24 protein-coding genes are annotated in these 19,936 nt (G+C 34.2%); 7 read left to right on the forward strand and 17 right to left on the reverse strand.

The window, feature by feature from the left end; translation table 11 throughout:
* Positions 1–375: 375 nt before the first annotated feature.
* The 10 genes from LQ50_RS22520 to LQ50_RS22570 form a co-directional block, all read right to left on the reverse strand.
* Positions 376–1,872, reverse strand: a complete 1,497-nt coding sequence (locus LQ50_RS22520; RefSeq protein ID WP_237563781.1) for a M3 family metallopeptidase — start codon at positions 1,870–1,872, stop codon at positions 376–378.
* Between the two features lie 148 nt (positions 1,873–2,020).
* Positions 2,021–2,491: an NUDIX domain-containing protein gene (locus LQ50_RS22525; protein WP_034633827.1), complete on the reverse strand. Its 471-nt coding sequence runs from the start codon at positions 2,489–2,491 to the stop codon at positions 2,021–2,023.
* A 132-nt stretch (positions 2,492–2,623) separates the two neighbouring features.
* A complete protein-coding gene (locus LQ50_RS22530; protein WP_034633828.1) occupies positions 2,624–3,319 on the reverse strand; it encodes a class I SAM-dependent methyltransferase in 696 nt (231 codons plus the stop codon).
* Positions 3,320–3,398: 79 nt separating this feature from the next.
* Positions 3,399–4,217 carry a DNA (cytosine-5-)-methyltransferase gene (locus tag LQ50_RS22535; protein ID WP_034633833.1) on the reverse strand — a complete coding sequence of 273 codons (819 nt, stop codon included), beginning with the start codon at positions 4,215–4,217 and terminating at the stop codon, positions 3,399–3,401.
* 208 nt (positions 4,218–4,425) lie between these two features.
* On the reverse strand, positions 4,426–4,938 hold the full coding sequence (locus tag LQ50_RS22540; protein ID WP_034633835.1) for an AAA family ATPase: 513 nt from the start codon (positions 4,936–4,938) through the stop codon (positions 4,426–4,428).
* Positions 4,939–5,411: 473 nt separating this feature from the next.
* A complete protein-coding gene (locus LQ50_RS22545; RefSeq protein ID WP_034633837.1) occupies positions 5,412–5,780 on the reverse strand; it encodes a YybH family protein in 369 nt (122 codons plus the stop codon).
* A 65-nt stretch (positions 5,781–5,845) separates the two neighbouring features.
* A complete protein-coding gene (locus LQ50_RS22550) occupies positions 5,846–6,823 on the reverse strand; it encodes an HD domain-containing protein (protein WP_034633839.1) in 978 nt (325 codons plus the stop codon).
* Between the two features lie 537 nt (positions 6,824–7,360).
* Entirely contained in the window at positions 7,361–7,576 is a 216-nt protein-coding gene (locus LQ50_RS22560) for a hypothetical protein (protein ID WP_034633845.1), read from the reverse strand.
* Positions 7,577–7,812: 236 nt separating this feature from the next.
* Entirely contained in the window at positions 7,813–8,634 is an 822-nt protein-coding gene (locus LQ50_RS24535) for a CPBP family intramembrane glutamic endopeptidase (RefSeq protein WP_052144919.1), read from the reverse strand.
* Positions 8,635–8,774: 140 nt separating this feature from the next.
* A complete protein-coding gene (locus LQ50_RS22570; RefSeq protein WP_034633848.1) occupies positions 8,775–9,617 on the reverse strand; it encodes a hypothetical protein in 843 nt (280 codons plus the stop codon).
* A gap of 160 nt (positions 9,618–9,777) precedes the next feature.
* Here LQ50_RS22570 and LQ50_RS26460 point away from each other — a divergent pair, with 160 nt between their 5' ends.
* Genes LQ50_RS26460 through LQ50_RS26470 form a run of 3 tightly spaced genes read left to right on the forward strand, consistent with a single transcriptional unit; the run spans position 9,778 to position 10,380 of the window.
* Positions 9,778–9,918, forward strand: coding sequence for a hypothetical protein (locus LQ50_RS26460; protein WP_202595408.1), 141 nt, complete (start codon positions 9,778–9,780; stop codon positions 9,916–9,918).
* A 41-nt stretch (positions 9,919–9,959) separates the two neighbouring features.
* Positions 9,960–10,100, forward strand: a complete 141-nt coding sequence (locus LQ50_RS26465; RefSeq protein ID WP_308417940.1) for a tyrosine-type recombinase/integrase — start codon at positions 9,960–9,962, stop codon at positions 10,098–10,100.
* Positions 10,033–10,380, forward strand: a complete 348-nt coding sequence (locus LQ50_RS26470; protein WP_308417941.1) for a tyrosine-type recombinase/integrase — start codon at positions 10,033–10,035, stop codon at positions 10,378–10,380. Before LQ50_RS26465 ends, LQ50_RS26470 begins: the two co-directional genes overlap by 68 nt.
* A 127-nt stretch (positions 10,381–10,507) precedes the next feature.
* Here LQ50_RS26470 and LQ50_RS22580 read toward each other — a convergent pair whose 3' ends face one another.
* The 5 genes from LQ50_RS22580 to LQ50_RS26375 all read right to left on the reverse strand — a co-directional run bounded on the left by LQ50_RS22580 (position 10,508) and on the right by LQ50_RS26375 (position 12,526).
* Positions 10,508–10,969, reverse strand: a complete 462-nt coding sequence (locus tag LQ50_RS22580) for a GNAT family N-acetyltransferase (protein WP_034633851.1) — start codon at positions 10,967–10,969, stop codon at positions 10,508–10,510.
* Positions 10,970–11,209: 240 nt separating this feature from the next.
* On the reverse strand, positions 11,210–11,371 hold the full coding sequence (locus LQ50_RS25600) for a hypothetical protein (RefSeq protein WP_161784715.1): 162 nt from the start codon (positions 11,369–11,371) through the stop codon (positions 11,210–11,212).
* 57 nt (positions 11,372–11,428) lie between these two features.
* Positions 11,429–11,959, reverse strand: a complete 531-nt coding sequence (locus LQ50_RS22590) for an HAD-IIIA family hydrolase (protein ID WP_034633871.1) — start codon at positions 11,957–11,959, stop codon at positions 11,429–11,431.
* 104 nt (positions 11,960–12,063) lie between these two features.
* Complete coding sequence (locus tag LQ50_RS22595; RefSeq protein WP_237563782.1) at positions 12,064–12,408, reverse strand: type II toxin-antitoxin system PemK/MazF family toxin; 345 nt, start codon at positions 12,406–12,408, stop codon at positions 12,064–12,066.
* Entirely contained in the window at positions 12,398–12,526 is a 129-nt protein-coding gene (locus LQ50_RS26375; protein WP_272913745.1) for a hypothetical protein, read from the reverse strand. Before LQ50_RS26375 ends, LQ50_RS22595 begins: the two co-directional genes overlap by 11 nt.
* 334 nt (positions 12,527–12,860) lie before the next feature.
* Here LQ50_RS26375 and LQ50_RS22605 point away from each other — a divergent pair, with 334 nt between their 5' ends.
* The 4 genes from LQ50_RS22605 to LQ50_RS22620 all read left to right on the forward strand — a co-directional run bounded on the left by LQ50_RS22605 (position 12,861) and on the right by LQ50_RS22620 (position 16,572).
* Positions 12,861–13,577, forward strand: a complete 717-nt coding sequence (locus LQ50_RS22605; RefSeq protein ID WP_034633854.1) for an ABC transporter ATP-binding protein — start codon at positions 12,861–12,863, stop codon at positions 13,575–13,577.
* Complete coding sequence (locus LQ50_RS22610; RefSeq protein ID WP_034633856.1) at positions 13,574–14,308, forward strand: ABC transporter permease; 735 nt, start codon at positions 13,574–13,576, stop codon at positions 14,306–14,308. The genes LQ50_RS22605 and LQ50_RS22610 overlap by 4 nt, the downstream gene beginning before the upstream one ends.
* Positions 14,309–14,317: 9 nt before the next feature.
* On the forward strand, positions 14,318–15,049 hold the full coding sequence (locus LQ50_RS22615) for a MerR family transcriptional regulator (RefSeq protein WP_034633858.1): 732 nt from the start codon (positions 14,318–14,320) through the stop codon (positions 15,047–15,049).
* A gap of 494 nt (positions 15,050–15,543) precedes the next feature.
* Positions 15,544–16,572 (forward strand): ion channel, encoded by a 1,029-nt coding sequence (locus LQ50_RS22620; RefSeq protein ID WP_034633860.1) that lies wholly within the window; start codon positions 15,544–15,546, stop codon positions 16,570–16,572.
* A 431-nt stretch (positions 16,573–17,003) separates the two neighbouring features.
* On the opposite strand, the gene LQ50_RS22625 is transcribed toward LQ50_RS22620, so the two are convergent.
* Together LQ50_RS22625 and LQ50_RS22630 are read right to left on the reverse strand one after the other, a co-directional pair.
* Complete coding sequence (locus LQ50_RS22625; RefSeq protein ID WP_034633862.1) at positions 17,004–18,320, reverse strand: ArsR family transcriptional regulator; 1,317 nt, start codon at positions 18,318–18,320, stop codon at positions 17,004–17,006.
* A 58-nt stretch (positions 18,321–18,378) separates the two neighbouring features.
* The coding region (locus LQ50_RS22630) for a copper-translocating P-type ATPase (protein ID WP_034633863.1) at positions 18,379–19,936 on the reverse strand (1,558 nt) is incomplete at its 5' end.

Here is a 19,936-nt window from a genome sequence, read left to right on the forward strand (position 1 = left end):
AATATTTAGACGTTTCCGAGAAAAAAAGGTCGCAATATACTCATTAATTCTTACTATCAGTCTCTAAAAATCAACAGGAAATAAAGAGTACCTCTTCTAAATAATAGAAACGGTGAATCATCTATTTCTGACCTGTTAGCTTCTAAATATATCCAGAGGTAATTATATCGTACTACTAATTTTGAAGAAAAAAAGCGCATCCGCTTATTGTAGATACGCACCCATTGAATAATGTTATCCTCACTAAAAAATAATACTTTCGCTTCTTTACTTTAATAATTAAAAGGCAATTCCTGCTTGATCAAGGATTGCTCCGTTAATTTAAGTACATCTTTTCGCAAAATACTTTTATCCAATTTTAGGGAGTTTTTCTTATTAATGGCCCATTAAAAATTGATTAATAAAATATCGTGGATTTAAATTCTCTCCTGTTGCTCTTTTTATTTTCTCATTCCAGTTCAACAAAGCTCCATGTTTGAAAAAGTTTTCTTTCAAATATAGACCCACTTCAGGTACAAACAAATCATTTGATATATTGTTTTCTATGTAACTTTGAAGCTGAGATGCTGTTAGTTCCCCTAACAGATAATCTTGATATGTGACTGGAGCCAATGAAAAATGCATTTTCGAAGCCCAGTCTGGATAATTGGTATCCTCAGGAGGACTTATAAACTGAATCTCCTGTACTAGTTCCCACCACCGTTTGTTCAAATCTTGATCTGGATTTTCATACATTTCCTTCTCGAAATAACAAAATGTTATAATCCATCGGGCATTGACTAACATTTGCCTTTGCATCATTTTCTTAATTGCAGGCTCTAAATGCTCAAGTTGCTCATCCTTAATAAAACGCTGTTGCCAATCCAGACGTTTCGTCAGTCTACCAAAAAACATGGCGATAGCTTCTGTCGTTAGCGAATGTGAATGAAAACGGAGAATAAACGGCAATTTTGCATCAATGTATTTAAAGTAGGCGGCATGACCAAACTCATGTAATAATGCGGTTGCCCAAAAAACACTTTCATCAATATTGACAAGAACCCGTATATCTCCCCTACGATCCGTATTCGTACAAAAACCAAACGGATTTTTATTATCGCGGGGGTACAAATCACTTTTTTGAAAGATATCCTTAATATCTAAACCCATGGATTCAAAAGTGTTAATGACTATTTGCTCCATGTTTTTATTCTTGTAAACCTGATCCAGATCAATCCCGCTAACAGGAGGCGCTTCCTGAAAAAATGGATCCACATAATGCCAAGGGCGAATGTTTTCTTTTGTTACCCCCAGTTTTATAGATAATTCTTCATCAATTTCATCTTTAACACGTCTAAAGGGTTCATCAGATAACACCTTTAACTTATTAAAAATGTTGAATACTTCATCTACATTCAATTCTTGCGTTTCTAAGCTCATGTGATAAAAGTTCTCGTAGCCTAAAGCCTGTGCATCTTTATTCCTCTTATGTACCAGTTGCAAAACAGTATCTTCTATCTTCTTTCCAATTTGTTTGGCTGCAAGCCAAGCTTCCTTTCTTTGTTCACTATTATTACTAGTTTTAAGAATATCAAGGATCTCATTATTTGTTACTGCTTTGCCTTTAAATATTGGTCTATATGTATTAATTTCATGGGATATGGCCTTCTCTAATTCCAGTGTTTTAGCTGTTATGCTAGGATCAAGTTGATTTTTTACCATCTTATTGTATAGGTCATCTAATTGACGTCTTTGAAGTGAATTGACCTGTTTATCTTCTCTGTAAAATAAGACCGTCTTATATACCTCTTTAACTGAGAAATTAGCGAAGTATTTGTTTAGTGCCTTAATATGCTTTTCATTCCATTCCTTTTTCCCTGTTGTTGCAGCCATCCAGTGGCTTAACAAAACAGGTTTATATAGAGATTCCATCTTCCTATTTTGTTCCTCTAAAAAGACATTTATGGTTTGAGATGGCACTATTATCACTCCTCAGGTTGTTCTGTTTATTAAGTTAAAGCTTCCGTTACTTTAATAAGTTTTAGTTAACATCTCCAAGATAAACAGGAGCTTTTTCATTATTAAAGTGTTTAACAATATATTTTTTTAATTCTATCGGATAAAGTCTGTATTTCAACAAATCATTTACTTGAACCCATTCCATTCCTACTTGATGACTATCAGGGTTAGAAGGCTCGATTTGGTTATTTTCATTGTCTTTCAGTTCACACACAAAATAGTATTCAACTTGATGAACATCATAATCAAAAGTTGAGTATTCATGGTTCTTTCCTATATACTCTCGTATGTGTAGGAGTTTTCCAATTTCTATATGAAATCCAACCTCTTCGATACATTTTCTTTTTAAGGCTTCATGAAGTGTTTCACTATGTTCTTGCCCACCACCAGGACAAATATAAAAGAAACCTCCTTTATCTTGATTTTTTGTAAGTAGTATCATATTTCTATCACTATTCACTATAATTGCTTTTGTCGAATTTCTAATGTTCATAACACACCTCCTATTTTCCTTTATATTACAAAAACCAATTATCTATTTGTCCAATTAATCTGTTTCGTTAGCGGAACAAAGCAAGCGATGCCTTGTTTAAGCATCGCTCCAGTTAGTGAAAAAATACTTAGTTCAATTAGTATCCTTTTTCAACCACCAAACACCCGCACACTCAGGAAGTGTAATTAAATTTTCTTTTACCACTCTATCCGCAAGTGCGTCACCAAAGAAAAACCTTGTTAACTCATCAGCCTGCTGTAAACTATCAAATTGATAGTCTGTGCGTATCCATTTATGAGAAAAACCATATTCATTTTCAAGTAATGAATAGTATTGTTTTAAGAATTCAGGTGGATTTGGTGTTTTGTAACCAGTTCCCATTGTTTCAAAGATTATTACAGTTCCTTTTGTGCGGAGAACTCGCATAATTTCTTTCATAACCGTCTCGATATTATGTTTATTATTCTCTACATTCGAGCTACCTAAATAACAAATTGCCCAACCTGCTACAACTAAATCAGCACTTTCGTTTTCTGCTGGTATTTTCCGATGGTCAGCCACCTGTGTTTTATAGCTCAAGCTAGTATTATCCTTTAATTTTTCACCAACTAATTTTAACATTTCTGCTGAAGAGTCTAATGCTAAAATTGATTTAACATGAGGAGCTAGAATATCTGTTAATCTTCCAGATCCAGCTCCCATATCAATAACATCTAATTGATTAATAGGCGTAAGCTCCTCTATAACTTTTAGTAAGCTCGGCTGTTTTGAGACCATTTGGTCATACAATTCTGTTTGTTTCTTATAGACGTTAGTGTGGTCAGGCATTTTTCCCTCCAATTAAGTTTAAAATTTATATTAAATACAGTGTTAATCTGAAATTGCTAATTTAGCAAGAAATCTCTTGTTAATTTTTTTTCGAAATTATTTTATTAATTGCATGTTGATGGGGTATTCCTGATGAATTACAATCAATGATTATTTCTGGGCAACTTTCTATTAACCAATCATGGTAATAAGATAATAATTCACCCGATTTCCACAAATAAGAATACGGTTCTTTTTCAGGTGGCGGAGCAATAAAGGGCTTTTGAACAAATACATTAAAGAAATGCATACCATCGTTGTTTGTAAAGCTCTTATAATTATGAAATATTTCCTTTCTGTAGTCTGGTTTAACGTAATGTAAAACACCACTTGAAAAAAGTATGTCAAATTGTGTGCTTAACCTAAAATCCATAATGTCAGCCTTAAAAACTTTTAAATCAACCCCAACCATATCAGCAAGTTTCTTCGTTTTTTCAATACCTGCGTCGGCTATATCAAAAGCTGTAACATCATAACCATTTCTTGCGAAAAATACAGAATTTTTTCCTTCTCCACAACCAATATCTAATAATTTCAAGTGCTTTGTAGGTGGCATAAGCTCAAGAACCTTGTAACAGTCTGGATTAGGGTTTACTCCCCAATAATATTGAGAGGTCTCATATTCTTTTTCGTAAATAGTGACTTGTTTATCATAAGATATATATCCTAGTAACTTATCAACGCTTACTTCTAATATCATAGAGATTTCTGGTAAAAGTGAAATATCAGGCATCGCTTGTTCATTTTCCCACTTAGAAACTGCTTGATAAGTAACTCCTAGCTGCCGTGCAAGCCCTTCTTGAGTTAGTCCCTTCTCTTTTCGATAACGGTTAATATTTTTTGCAAATTTATCTTTCAAATATTACTCACACTCCTTTATAATGCAATTCTAATATTTTATATAAAGAGCAAACAATAACTTATAAATTGATTTTTAAGATTATTCAACTATTAGTTGAAAATTTATAGACTCTTCAAGTTGTCTGCTCGTTAGTAAAAAAAGCGACTGTCCCTGTTGAACAATCGCTCCCGTTAACGCAATAAGAAACGGTCTTCTATTACCTAGTTTAGTTAATATAGTTTTTAATTTCATCATTACTTTTTAATATTATGAACTTCTTTTCATAAGCGGTTAGCATATCAAATATCTCTGGCTTACTTTTATATTCAAATACAGTATTATATCTATATAAATCTTTTAGAATTTTTAATGTCGGTCTATAGTTTACTTTTTCAATGCCGATTTTTTGCTTGAAATATCTTTTTATTATCCTAATCCTTCTTGTAGAAAAATTAGTATCTAAAAATAAAATTAAATCAGCATTCTGAAAACATGGAGATACCCATTTATGATGAACCCCTTCAATAATCCAGTATTCAGAGTTGATAATAGAACTTAAATATTCATCTCTTTCTTGTTCAGTCCGTCTTATATCTCCAGTATCAAACCTTTTCCAAACCACATTATCTAATTCATAATAGGGGATGTTTAAATGATTAGAAAGTGTCTTCGCTAAGGTTGTTTTTCCGCTTCCAATCGACCCTATAATATGTATTCTTCTTGGAATAGCCCTATCCATATTACCCCTCATTTTTCATATATCACTTGAATAAACTACAATTCCTTCTTATTGAAGTATCCTGGTTCAATAGTAAAAGAGCAATTCGTGCTTGTTGAAGGAATGCTACCCGTTTCGTAAGAAGAGCCATAGGTTTCCTCTATGTTCTAACTTTAGACCCGTACCTTCGGAGGTTCATCAGTTCTTTTCGCTATTAGAACGATTCTCACCATATCTAGTTTTTCAGCCATGCGGTCTATCTGTTAGCATACCCTTCTGTTTTGATGGCTTTAGCCTTCATTCAACCGAATCTACCTGTGCTTCGAACCCTATAACCTGTTAGTTATAACGCACGCAGGAGTGTTGATGGAATAGTTTCTGGAAACGTGGCTCCGTCATTCCTATTCTCCCTTGTAAAGTTAGGATTCATCTAGTGAATCCCTGTTTAGAAACGCTTATTACAGAACTTGTCACACCTACCCGTTTGTTGAATACTATGACAGACTACTCAAGTGTTCATGTATTAACTTCCATTCATTATTGCCCGTCTTTATAAATATGTTTGTTGCCCTTCCATTACCTGACACTAATTTTCCGTTATGATATCCCTTATAATGGTATGAATAAATACATGTTGCAGAATTTTGGTCAGTGGAAATCCAACGAATGTCAGTAGCTGTATAAACCTCATTTTTTATAAGGTCCCAGGTATTTTCAAAGTATTTCTGAATTTCAATTAGCTTGGTACATGTTTTATCCGTAAACCAATAAATCGCTTTTTCATGAAGCACCTTCTTTACATTATTAAAATCATGTGTATTAGTAGCTTCTATATATTTTTTTAATGCATCCTCATAATTCATTAAAAAATAACTCCCTCCTTTTTTAACACAACCTATAAACAAACCAACCCGTTAACAAAACCAACTTAATTAGAAACTATTCTTACAAACATACCTTTTGTGGCTTTCTCATAAGCTACATTACCCATTGTCTTTATTCTTTCTGATAATTCCGACGCTGGTATTAATTCTCCATTCCTATATATAGAAGGGTTAATCATTCGAAGTTTATTTTTTCGATGTAAATCGAAATTCTCTCTATCTTCTTTTACTTGCACATTCGGATTGAGTTTTCTTAATAAACCAAGTAATTCCTTATCATCTGATGATTTGATTTTATTTAATAAATCGTCATCTTTATCAAGGAAATCATTAATTGTTAATATATTTTTTTCTAATGATAGTTTCAGAGTCTTAGCTAACATATCATAGCCATAGATATTTAACGGGTCCATAAAGAAGTCAATTACTTCTTTGTAATACGTTTCGACAAACCATTCAGCAACCTCAATGTTTTGAAGATGCATTTTCCCTTCTGATACAATTAAGTCATGTAAAAAACGCTTTACTTCTTCTAACGAAATATTTCCATAAGCATACATATCACGAAGAGTATAATCTACCCTATCCGCACATAATTCAGGTGCGGACTGTTCCAATAATGTCCACTTAGAATCATCAAAAAGAATTTCTTCATAGTTTAAATCATATTTAGCTAAAATTGCGGGGATTTCGGAATTTTTAACAACAGCACTATATATTTTCTCATGATAGTCTTCTTCTTTATTTTCAAAAACGAAATCAATAACATGAGAAAAAGCTGTATGAGAAACGTCATGCAATAAACCTGCAATCTGCTCTTCTAATGAACCACCAAGTTTTCTAATTAGCAACATGACACCTACTGAGTGGTCAAAACGTGTTTCATTCCATTTTTCATTAACCAAGTAACTTGCTCCACCTTGATGAATTCCCTTTAACCTTTGAACAGGCTCACTTAAAATTAACTCTTCTAATACTTTATCTACTTTGAATTCACCGTAAATTTTGTCATATATATACATTAAAATACTCTCCTTGTGCATTGATAAGGTAGTATAAATCATAAATCTTATTCCTTCTTCAACTCTTCTCCCTGTTCTTACCATAACAGTCCTGGCAGTTCTTTAAGTATTGCTTCCCATTAGTTCAACACAAAAGATTTAGTGTTTAACGAATTTAATTGCAAAATTTATAAGAAATGAAATAATTACTCTTGTCATAAAGTAAAATACAACTATAAATAACAACACCAATAAACTTGAAAAAAAGATATTATCTAAATCGATTGTCAAACCTAAAATATCTCTTCCCAACAGTCGTGCAAATATAAGCGACAACATTAAAGCAATCAAATCATCGTATTTCGTAGCCTTTTTCAAAACCAAATTCAAATAATCACTCCTAATCCTGTTTATTATCCCGCCCCTTTAGCTTAACATCAGTTTCCATTTTTTTACACAAAAACAATTTCTTGTGCAAATCTGCCCTTTACTTCAATAAGAAAAAAGAGCTGCCGATCCATACCGATACCATCTCTTACTCTCCGTTACCTTAAGTTCTTAATCCTGTTTGTTATTTAATAACTTTTCCACTTTCTTTTCTAATTCTTCAATTCTAGTTTCCTGTTTTATAAAAATTGTAATAAACACCGACAAAAAGAATGCAATAAGAGTAACAATAGCCCAAAAATTATCTAAAATAAGACCCGCAAAGAAAAAAGTTGCTACATAACAAATAACAAGGCAAGCAAAAAACACGCCAATAAATTCCTTCAATTAAAATACCTCCTTCAAATAACAAAAAACTTCATTACACATTTTCTTACTAATGCTTACGAATCCTCTGACTTTATTTCACTTTTAAAACATTTATACGCCTAACTATTTTACAGTAAATGAACATTTCAACTTTATCTTCTTATCGAACAATCCTGCTTCGATAGTGGAACAAGGAAAGCGATGCTTCACTGTTCAAGCATCGCATCCTTTAGTTGAAGATTAAAATTAAAAGTTCAACTAAAATATGGTAAAGTTTTATCACTTGGATACATTCTGTATAGACCATATATAGTTATCGACAGTAGGACCATGGATAGTCCAAATGTTGTAACAATATCAATAAGTATAGGAGATACTACCTCTTCATCTTCAACTACTGGTCCTAAAAAAATTCTAGGCAAGAAAACAATAAGATTGCCGAAGGAGTGAGCAATAATTGGAATATATAGTTTCTTTGTTTTGACATATAAAATTGAATATAGGATTGAAGTTAAAAATGCTGCAAAAAAACTCGTTGGGTGTACGATAGCAAATATTAAGGATGTAAAAAAGATTCCTTTAAATAGTCCATACTTTTGTCCCCATTTATTTAACATCATACCTCTAAAGAAAATTTCTTCTACAATTGGAGCCAATATAATAGTTATAAGAAAAGTAAAGAAGATTTCTATTGGCAGAAGTTGATTACTAATGCTATCGGCGGAGTTCGGTATTTTACCAATACTAGGAAACATGTAAAGCAAAATTAATCCTAGCATAACCATAATAGAGCCTGAAGCTAGTTTCACAACTGGAACAAAAGCAAAATATTTTAACCAAGAGACTTTTACTCCTTCTCCCCCGTTTAAATCCGATAAACGTATATTTCTTTTATTTAATCCTCTGAGTATCCAAATGTACATAATTAAATATAAATAAACACCAATAAAATCAACTCCGTACTGATTAAAGCGAAATATATAATCTAAGATTAATCCTATTGTCCCCCAAAATAATGTCCAAGGAATAATTGTCCAAAGTTTAACGTTTTCAATTCCTGTTCTACTGTTTTTCATTCAACCTCCTGATATAAATTTAAATGAATTTTTAACTATTATTCTTCAACTATTCTATTCCGTTAGTAAAAAAGCGACTGTCTTTGTTGAACAATCGCTCTCCGTTTAAGTAGAAATTTTCACAATCATAAACAAATTATCTATAAATTCATATTACTGACCTTTTTAGGATTATGAACTTGCAGCCACTTTTCAGACTCATTTATCATCCAATTTCCCATTCCATCTATAAAACCAATTATTTCATTTGGATTCTCTACTGGGTTAATAGCATATTTAAGAGCTTGTTTCATTTCTGATTGTTTCTCTGGATAATGTTCAGAGAATATCCTATATGCTCGGAATAAATCTCTTGTATATTGGTTTTCTTTCTCTATTACAAGTGCAAGTCCTGCCCTAACTATTATTTTCATAATCCATCCACAACAATCCAAAATATCTTCAATATCATCATTATCATCAAGGTCACCTTTTGCTTGTTGGATTTGATTTTTTAGGTTTATAAGATGTTCGTTACCAAGTGTTTTATCTGCTTTATAATTAGGTAATTGGACTATTAAATCTTCTCCATATACACATATACTATGAGTTTTAATCATAAATGGTATTATAGAAAATGTATTGGTTTTTAAGATATCTTCAATGTAATAGAAACTAAATTCCACTCCATTTATAAAGTTGTATTTTTGGTTTAATTCTTGTTCAGCCTTGTCTACCCATTTCGAGTCTATATCATTAGAATCTTTATTCGTAATGGCTATTGTATCTAAATCTGAAACGCCTTTTATACCCAACCCACGAGGTATCGAACCCCTTACATATATGCTATGTAAATCTAATCCCAAATGGGTTTGATAATATTTTGTTACTTCCTCTATTATCTTGAGATATTCAGGGTTGATTTTCTTTAAACTTGCATCATTTAGTATATATCCATTATTATCAGTTGTACAAAAACGTCCAATGTTTTTAATATTTGTCAAAGTTTCTCCCCTTTTGCCTTATTGTAGTAAACTACTCCGATTGTTGAACAACCACTATATTATTTTAACATTAATTCCCATTTTTGTTTGGCTATTTTGTATTCTTTAGAATAAAAGCGTCAATAATTCCTGTATAAAGACTCGATTCAGGAGGGATACAATGCTCTTATCACAAGCATATAAAAACTATGAATCTGATAAACGAATTGAAGGTTTCTCTTCACAGACGTTAAAAGCATACAAATTACAATCAAGCCTTCTCATCCGCTATTTTAGCGATGTCTCCATTGAGTCAACATAGAAAGATAAATTTAACATTTTAGGGAAGCTTGTAAAATGCCAATGGAGAAAGCACTAATTGAGTTTATGTTTTCAACTGGTTGCCGTATAGGTGAAATTGTCTCTCTTGATAAGAATTGTATTAACTGGTCGAATCGTTCTGCAATTGTCAGAGGGAAGGGAGATAAGGAACATTCGATGTGACATCTGGTTAAAACGATACATACACAACCGCAAAGATACTGACCCTGCTATTTTTGTCACAGATCGATCCCCACACCGAATGAGCATTGCCCAGAGATACATCATCAAACGTATTTCAAGCCGTGCAGGTATTAATAAGACCATTCACCCCCATCAACTGAGAAACAGTTATGCCACTCATTTATTAAATAATGGCCCCCCTATTGATGTCATACAGAGTTTACTCGGGCATGAAAAAACGGAGACAACCGAAACTATGCCAGTTGAGCGGACGACTTAGACAAGAGTTATACAGAAAATACTTTTAAATATGGGAAAAGAGCAGCACTTGAAAAGTGTTGCTCTTTTGAATGCTCGCACTATTAACACAAGAAGCGACTGCGCATTCTGCAATCGCCTCCAATAGTTCAAGATGGGAAATATTCCATAGGCTCTTTACAATGGATATATCCATTTTTCTTATAATAATTATTAGACTCATCATTTGGCCAAACAATCACAAATTCATAATGGTTTTCTTTAATCCATTTGTTTATTGTTTTGAGTAACTTACTACCAACACCCATATTTCGAAATTCTGGAACTGTATATACATTGGTCATATAAGCAAATGGATATGTTTTTCTACCAGGGCGTGGTACTTTATGAATTAATTCTATGTATATATGTGAAATAACTTTTTCATTTTCTTCACAAACCCAAATAAACCATTGACCACTATTAAGTGCAATCTCTAAAAAAGACTGGCATTCCTTTTCAAAATCATCAAATGATGTTTTCTTTTTATTTTCATTATATTCAATAGTAAAATCCCATCTCATTCTAATTAACTGCTTAATATCTTTTGCTTCAGCAAGTCTTATATTCACGTATACTTCCTCTCCTTAATCTATTTTTTTATTCTAGAAACGCTCCCGTTTACTGCAATAACAAAAAGAGCAATCCCTGCTTCTTCAAGGAATGCATCCGTTACTTTAAGTATATTCTTACACAAAGTTAGGACACCAAAGAGTTATTCTAGTTTCCTTGATAATTCAAGCAATATTTCCGGCCAAAAATCTACTTTTCCGCTTGTCGTTCCAGTACGAACTATTACAACCTGTTTCCCATTATCTTTGGCTACAAATATTACAGAATCTTTTTTTTTCTAATCGACGCTTTATGTAAGATTTAGCACCTTTTAAATCTGATTCTTGTTCGTAAAACATACGATACAAGTTAAATAAAGTTGCTACTCCATCTAAGTCTTTATAGGTAGCCTGATATACCATTACACAACTCTCCTTCATAACAATATAGTTATTAATAACCAGAATAAGATAATAAAATTATGACTGACGATATAATATCCAATTTACTGCATCAACTAAATCTTTAGCAATGTATTCAATCTCAATGTCCTTTATTTTCTGATAGTGTTCACTCAATGCTGAATTACCTGCCCCAGTTTTCACAAGAATTTTTTTACAATCAGCTTTAGAAGCAGCCAGTATATCACTCCATCTATCACCTATAACTACACAATTTTCTAACTCTAATTTGTGTTTCTTAGCCCCGTTCAGTAGCATACCTGTTTTAGGCTTTCTACAAGAACAATCATCATCATGATTATGTGGGCAGATGAAGATATCATCAAAACCAAATTCAGTTAGTTCTTCAATAAAGTCAGCTATTGTAGCTTTTCCTTGTGATATTCCAGGTTGATTAGTAAATGAAAATACTTTTATTCCATTTTCCTTTAATCTGCTTATTAGTTCATAAGATAAAGGAAATAAATTAAACTCTCCGGGATAATGTACCGTATCGTCACCACCAATAGTTCCGTCTCGGTCTAAAAAGACTGCTTCTATTTTCTCAATATTCCCCATCAAAATAAGTCTCCTTTACTTTAAGTGAAGATATTCACAATCTAGATATTTTATCATTAAAAAGGACTGCTTATCTCGACCCATCTACACAAGTTTTAAATACTATTTATTTGATGGTCTATTTTAGTTCGTACACTCTTTAATACTTCTGAGTTTACTTTGACAAATCTTTTTCTGATAATTCCTTTTGAAGGTGTATAAACTTTGTCTGCTCTCAATGCAGAAGTAACTTTAAGAGCACCTTCGTCTAAATCTTTTTGTTTAATCACGACTGAATAATCAAGGTTTTTTAATTGTGATGTAATAGCAACAACAAGAATATCATCAGTCATCTGATTATATTCATCGTTTGAAATAATGAGAACAGGGCGTTGTTTTCTATTTGACAAGTCACTGAATGGTACTGGAATTAAAACAATGTCACCCTGTTTATGCATCATTCCAAACCTCATCATCTATATCATTATCCCAAAAATCACTGCTACTTTCGCTTGCTTTTGTTAAATCTTCTGATAAACTTTTTTCTTTTTTCGCCTTTAAATATTCAGCAAAGTCCAAAAGTTTATCGACTTATTGCTCTGGAATTTCATCAATAATCTTTAGTAATCATCCCTTAGCAGTATTCATGATGCACGTCACCTCTTACATGAATATTTAATCTAATATAGGGATTACTTCAAACCATTGGTCTTTAAGTAAAGCTCACCTATAGTTTAATAAAAAAGCGATGCTCATTCCACATTTGCGCTCGATTTGCGGAAGGGCATCCTGAAATATACAGGAATTATTAAGATCTTATTAAAATCCAAATTTTTAAAAGCCTCCAATAAGACACCACCCCCACACCTCTTTGATATAGTAGTTTTCTAAGTCTTGTATAGGATGAACAAATATGATTTTATCTGTAAAAAACCTATCAGTCACATACGGTACAAAAAAGGCTGTAGACAACATTAGTTTTAGCATTCGACCTGGTGAGGTAATTGGCTTACTTGGGGCAAACGGTGCAGGGAAATCCTCTAGGATTGCAGCGGTACTTGGTATTGAAACGAGTAATTATGAAGAGCTCATAATGCTCGGGAAGTCACCAATTATCCATCGCAAGGAAGTCTTCCAAGAGGTGGGTGTACAGTTTCAAGAAACAAATTTTCAAGATAAATTAACAGTGCGTGAGGCATGCGAGCAATGGGAGTCGCTTTATAAACAAACTGCTGATGTGCCTCTACTCTTAGAAACTTTTGGTTTAGTTAGGAAGGAAAGTCAACTTGTGAAATCTCTTTCAGGAGGAGAACGTCAACGCTTAGCAGTGCTGCTGGCATTGATATCAAATCCAAAGCTTGTTTTCCTGGACGAGCTTACAACGGGATTAGATACTAGGGCACGTCGTATGCTTTGGAGGCAGCTATTAATTATGAAGGAAAATGGGCTGGCAATTGTCCTAACATCACACTACATGGATGAGGTCGAAGCTTTATGTAATGAGATATTAATTTTAAAAGAAGGGAAAACGGTATTTCATGGCACAATCCAAGAGGCAATTCGTACAAGTGGGAAAGCTACACTAGAAGACGCGTACCTAAATTTTGCAGATGAGGAGGACTGGGTATGAGTACATTTCTTACCTTTTTAAAAATTGAGGGAAAACTCGTTTGGAAGGGCATCGATATTCTAATTTTTGGAATCTGCTTCCCTATCATTTTAGCCACACTATTTGGTTATCTACTGAGTAATGACGGATTAGCTGGTGCTTCCAATTTTGAATTATCGTATGCAGCCGTAATTACAATTGGTGTACTGGCAACAGGAGTTATGGGCGTACCACTGACCATTGCAGATTACCGTCACCGAGGGATTTTAAAGAGGTTCCAAGTGACACCTATTTCACCTCTCCAAATTCTATTTGCTCAAGGTTTGATTCAGCTTTCTTCAGCACTTGTATCATTTATTGGTGTCACACTTGTTTATCATCTATTATTTGATTATGAACTAAAGGGCTCTTGGACGATATTCCTTCTGACCTATGCTTTTGTCATTGTAGCGATGTATAGTATTGGGATTTTCATCGGAAGCTTAGTACCTGACCAAAAGTCAGCAAATGTCTGGAGCTCTGTTGCTTACTTTACAATGTTGCTGTTTTCAGGAGCAACAATTCCGTATGAAACCATGCCTCGATTCTTCCAATGGATAATGGATATTTTACCACTTTCTCATGGAATACATTTATTAAAGCAGGCAAGTACAGGAGGATCACTAACAGATGGTCTATTCCATATTGTGATTTTAGCTCTATGTATTGTCATTGGATTAGGTGGAGCGATTAAATATTTCAAATGGAAGTAGGTGTGTCGGGTGTACAAAACAAAGGAAATTGCAGCACTTGTTGGGGTACACCCCAACACTGTGCGCATTTATGAGGAATGGGGATTTATATCACCTGTACCAAGACAAACAAATGGCTACCGTATCTATTCAGATATCCATTTGTTACAGTTAAAAGTCGCACGAACGCTCTTTCGCTGTGAAATTGTGCAAGGAGATCTTCGAAAAAGAGCTCGTGCGATTGTATATGCTTGCGGAAAAGAAAAATTTACGAAGGCTAATGAACTAACTATAGACTATCTTGCCAATTTAGAACGTGAATATGATCATGCCTTGTCTGCTGCAAAAGTTGTTGAGAAATGGTTGAGAGAAGAACCTACTGTTAGTACACGTACTTATTCTCGGAAAGATGTGGCACTGCTTCTAGATACTACATCTGAAGCTATACGAAATTGGGAACGTAACGGACTCATTACCGTTCCGAGATTGCACAATGGTAACCGAGCATATGGTGAACGAGAAATTGAGCTGCTGCGAGTTATTCGTAGTTTAAGGAGTGCACATTACTCAATTAATGCCATTTTACGTTTACTTAAACAGATCCATCAACCAAGCCCTGATATTGTTGCGATTTTAAATACACCAACAGATGAAGAATATATTGTGTCAGTAACGGACCAATTAGGTAAATCATTACTAGATGCTATAGCAGAAGCAAAAGATACATTAGCTTTGTTTCATGAAAAGACCACTTTCCAATAAGTATAATGGAAAGTGGTTTTTAGCATTTTTATAGCTATTCGCACCCGTATGTTGAGAAAACGGCAAGGCAAGGATAAAATGATCAAGTAAAATTTAGCTGCCCTTGTGTTTTTTAAGTAATTCAATTATTTATTTATATTGTTCGTTTGACTTGCTTAATTTACACTCTATTGCAAATAACGTAGACATTAGTAATGCAAAAGCAAATAATACCAAATATACCCATAGATACACCGCCTTGTGTAAAGAATTCTCAACTCCTCTGCTCGTTAGCACAACAAAAAGTGCGCTCCCCTATTAAATCAAGATCCCCATTAGCTCAATAAATCTTCGTTACTCATCCCTCATGAGATCTCGTATTACAAGCTATTTACTACTAAGAAGAATTAATAAGTATAAATTTAATTCTTCTTAGTAGTAAATTTGTTATCTTTATATTTCCAGCTTAGGTAGGGAAATATAAAAAGATTGCAAGTTCTTAAGGAGGTTATTAAATGCTTTTTATATTTGAAATCATGAAAATGCCGGTCAGAATAAAAAAGTTAACTCTTCTCTCATCAACAGTCCTCTTTTTAATAAGTAGCTCCTTCATCATGCATTGGTTAGAACCAGAGATGTTTGTTACCCCTTTTATTGGGTTTTGGTATGTTATGACAACCGTCACGACAACAGGGTATGGAGACTTTGTGCCAGAAACCACAATCGGGCGTATTTTTGGACTTTTTTTATATTTAGTCGGGATTGGTTTAATTGGGATTATGATTGGAAAAATTGTTGAGGGTTTCGGTATATACCGTAAGTTAAAGGAGGAAGGGAAATTGAGATATAAAGGCAAGAATCATTATGTCATCATCGGCTGGACGAATAAGGCAAAACATACAATGAATGAGATAATGGAAATAGATGATTATGCCAAAATTCTAGTTATTGATTCATTAGAAAAATCACCCATAGAACATGAAAGATATGCATACATTCAAGGAGATCCCACAGATATAGAAACATTAGAAAAGGCTAATATCCTTGAAGCAAAAGCTGTTTTAATATTCACGAGAGATATGGAGTATAATCCAGTCACTGCAGATGGTCAATCCTTGTTAATCGTCTCTTCTATTGAAAGTTATGCTGTAGAAATGAATAAAGATATATATACAATTGTAGAGATTCTCAAAGAAAAGCACATATCAAATTTCGAGCATGCCAATGTGGATGAATTTATTATTGCAGATGAAGCATTATCTGACCTTATGGCCAAAGCTGCTGTTGATAAAGGATCAAGTAAACTGATTATGGAACTTCTAAGTAGAAGAAGCGGCGTTGACATACGAAAAATAAAGAAAAAGCAAATTTGGAAGACGTATAATGATGCTTTTGATGATTTGAAAAAACTAGGAGCAAACTTAATCTCTGATAGAAATGACTTTAACATTTTGGCTAAATTGGAAGACCAGATTCCTACGGAGGCAGAGCTTTATGTTATTTGTAGTAAGGAAGCCTATGAAAAAATCATGGAAGCTCGTTAAGAAATATGGATTGACATGTTTCTTAACGAGGAGAAAACTAATAATTAAAAATTATATACAACCTTAATTTGCTTTAAATTTTGAGCGAGAGCCATTTTTGTTGGATCAAATATCATCTTGGGGTGAAGAAAAGAAGTTTAGATTGGCAGACAAAAGAAACAATTCGAAGTTATTGGTTTAGGTCATGGCTTAAAATAAAAGAGAATTTAAGTGTTCTTTTAAACATGCAGCCTATATCCCTTTTGTTAATTATCACTTATCTCCTAAAACTACTTCTAATGACATTAACATCCATAAATTATTCAACTAAATTGTAATTTATAGCTCAATATATATTAAACTAATTGCTATTTAAAATTGTAATTTATATACATAAAGGTTTAAATCCCAACGTTAAGAGGAGAGGCTATTTACAACCTCTCCTCCATTTATTAATGTCCTCCGTGGTCGTCTCCGCCTAATGATACAATTTCTAGCTTTTCATCTAGTATGCCTTGAGTTGTAAATGAAATATCCTTAAATGTTCCTATCATAAAACCATGATTATATGGACCTTCTGTAGGATCTTCACTAAAAGCAGGCTTAACAGTTGCTAGGTATTGATAAACTTCATCTGTGATTTCACCTTCATCTAACCAGATCATTGGAGCATGCTTTCCTAAATGAGCAAAAGGAGCAGCCGCAATGGCAAGTTCAGGTGTATTAGTTGATGAAAACACAAAACCGTGCCCAGGACTAGTAATTCCCCAACCAAATCCTGTTTCAGCATCTTTATATGAGGCGAATTCAATGGATTGAGCTACTGGATTATCCCCTTCAATTCGGTGAACCGTTCCATACGTTTCTAACTCTTGAGCAATCTCATCAGATATAATATCTTCTGGTCCTACAAGATAGATCGTTACCCCATTCTCTCTTGCATTAAGAGCATCAATTGTTTCTTGAGGAATACCATCATTGTCTACATAAAGTAAAGATTCGTTCATGTGAGCAATCCAGTTTCCAACAGAAATTGTATATTCTTTTGCTTCTTCCTCAGAAGAGCCAATTATTACATTTGGATGAACTTCGTTAATGGTTTCTGTGAATTTTTCTTCAATGTTTCTAGCGAAATCAGCTGCATTTTCACCTTGTACTTGTTCAACATTATATGAGTTTAATTTATTCAATTCCGCTTCTGGAAGATCCCCAACCACAAGGACTTGAATGTCTTCACTATTGCCTTTTGGTTGTAGTCGATTGAGTTCATTTAATACATCGTTAGAAATTTCTCCGTCCCAATACAACATAGGACCATCGTTAGGATGATGAACCAATGTTAGGGCGGCTAAGGAATATTGCCATTGCTTTAACGGAGCCAAAATAACTGTTCCAGGTTGGTTTTCCTCATGGGTTGCTGGCCAAACAGTTTGTGATACGTGAATGGATAATTGGATAGGATCATCTTCATTTATTCGAGTAATGTTTTTAGTATTTACGACTTTTAATTCTTCGGTTGCTAACTCGTTAAGGTTTTCTGGAGCTTTTGCCGCTTCCTGTTCTATATTGGACCTATCTACATCATCTGAATCTGAATCTCCGTGGTGTCCTTCATGGTCCATTTCTTCGCCGTGATCGATATCCTGATCGTTTCCATGCCCTGCATGTTCTTCTTCGGCTTGGGTACAAGCGGCAAGGAGCATACTTAAAAGTAAGAAAGATACAATTAACATCAACTTAGTAGCTTTTGCTTTTTTCAATTTATCCATTCCCTTCTAATCATTAACTTCTTTTATATCTCCTGTTTTTATCTTATCCAAATCAACTCTACTCAATCGTTGACTTGAATTTTTTAAGTCTTAAAGTGTTTAACACAACTGAAACAGAACTAAATGCCATTGCCGCTCCAGCTAACATCGGATTTAGCAAAATTCCAAATAGAGGATATAGTAAACCCGCCGCTACTGGAATTAAGACAATGTTGTATCCAAACGCCCACCCAAGGTTCTGCCAGATCATCTTCATCGTTGATTTAGATAGTCTGAGGGCCGTTACAACGCTTTTAATATCACCACGCATCAAAGTGATATCTGCGGTTTCCATTGCAACATCCGTACCTGTTCCAATCGCAATTCCTACATCGGCTTGAGCGAGTGCAGGAGCATCATTAATGCCGTCACCGACCATGGCCACCAGTTTTCCTTCTCCTTGTAGTTTTTTTACTTCTTCTGCCTTATGTTCAGGTAACACCTCAGCAATATAGTTACCTATTCCGGCTTCCTTTGCAATCGCTTTGGCCGTTCGTTTATGATCGCCTGTTAACATGATCACTTCAATGCCCATTGATTTTAAAGCTTTGATAGCTGGGATTGTTCCTTTTTTCAATGTATCAGCTACTGCTATGATCCCTGCAAATTCCCCGTCAATCCCAACATACATTGGTGTTTTCCCTTGATCAGCTAAAGCAATTGCTTTTTCTTCGTATAACCCCAAATCAATATGGTATTTGCTCATCAGTTTGATGTTGCCAATTAAGACTTCTTTGTTATTTAATGTTGCAAGTAATCCGTGACCAACAATAGCTTCGAAAGATTCAGGGGCATTTATAGGAAGGTCCTTTTCTTTTGCAGCTTCCACAATTGCTTCACCTAATGGATGCTCTGATGCAGTTTCAACTGAGGCAGCAACTTGCAATAGTTCCTGTTCACTTACTATATCAGTTGTAATGATATCTGTTAGTTTTGGCTTGCCTTCCGTTATGGTACCTGTCTTATCTAAAACAACCGTCTTAATTTTATGGGCACGTTCTAAACTTGTAGCATTTTTAATTAGGATGCCATTTTCAGCTCCTTTTTCTGTACCAACCATGATGGCTGTTGGTGTTGCCAAACCTAACGCGCAAGGACAAGCAATAATAAGAATCGCAATAAAGGTAGTTAATGCGAAAATCAGACTTGGGTCCGGACCGACAAAATACCAAACAATAAATGAGACTACCGCTATTAGTAAGACTGCCGGTACAAAGTAAGCAGAAATTAAATCAACGACACGTTGAATGGGAGCTTTCGAACCTTGAGCTTCATTAACCATTCGAATAATTTGTGCGAGTGCCGTTTCTTTCCCTACTTTTGTTGCACGAAAACGGAAACTTCCAGATTTGTTAATAGTCGCACCGATAACCTCATCTCCAGCTACTTTTTCTACTGGAATAGACTCACCGGTTAACATGGATTCATCTATCGTAGATCTACCTTTTGTGACGACTCCATCGACAGGAATACGTTCGCCTGGCCTTACAATGATCTCATCATCAATCTTTACTTCATCAACAGAAATTTCGAGTTCATTTCCATCTCTAATCACTCTAGCTGTTTTTGCTTGCAAG

Source organism: Halalkalibacter okhensis, assembly GCF_000787375.1.
GTDB classification, from domain to species: Bacteria; Bacillota; Bacilli; order Bacillales; family Bacillaceae_D; genus Halalkalibacter; species Halalkalibacter okhensis.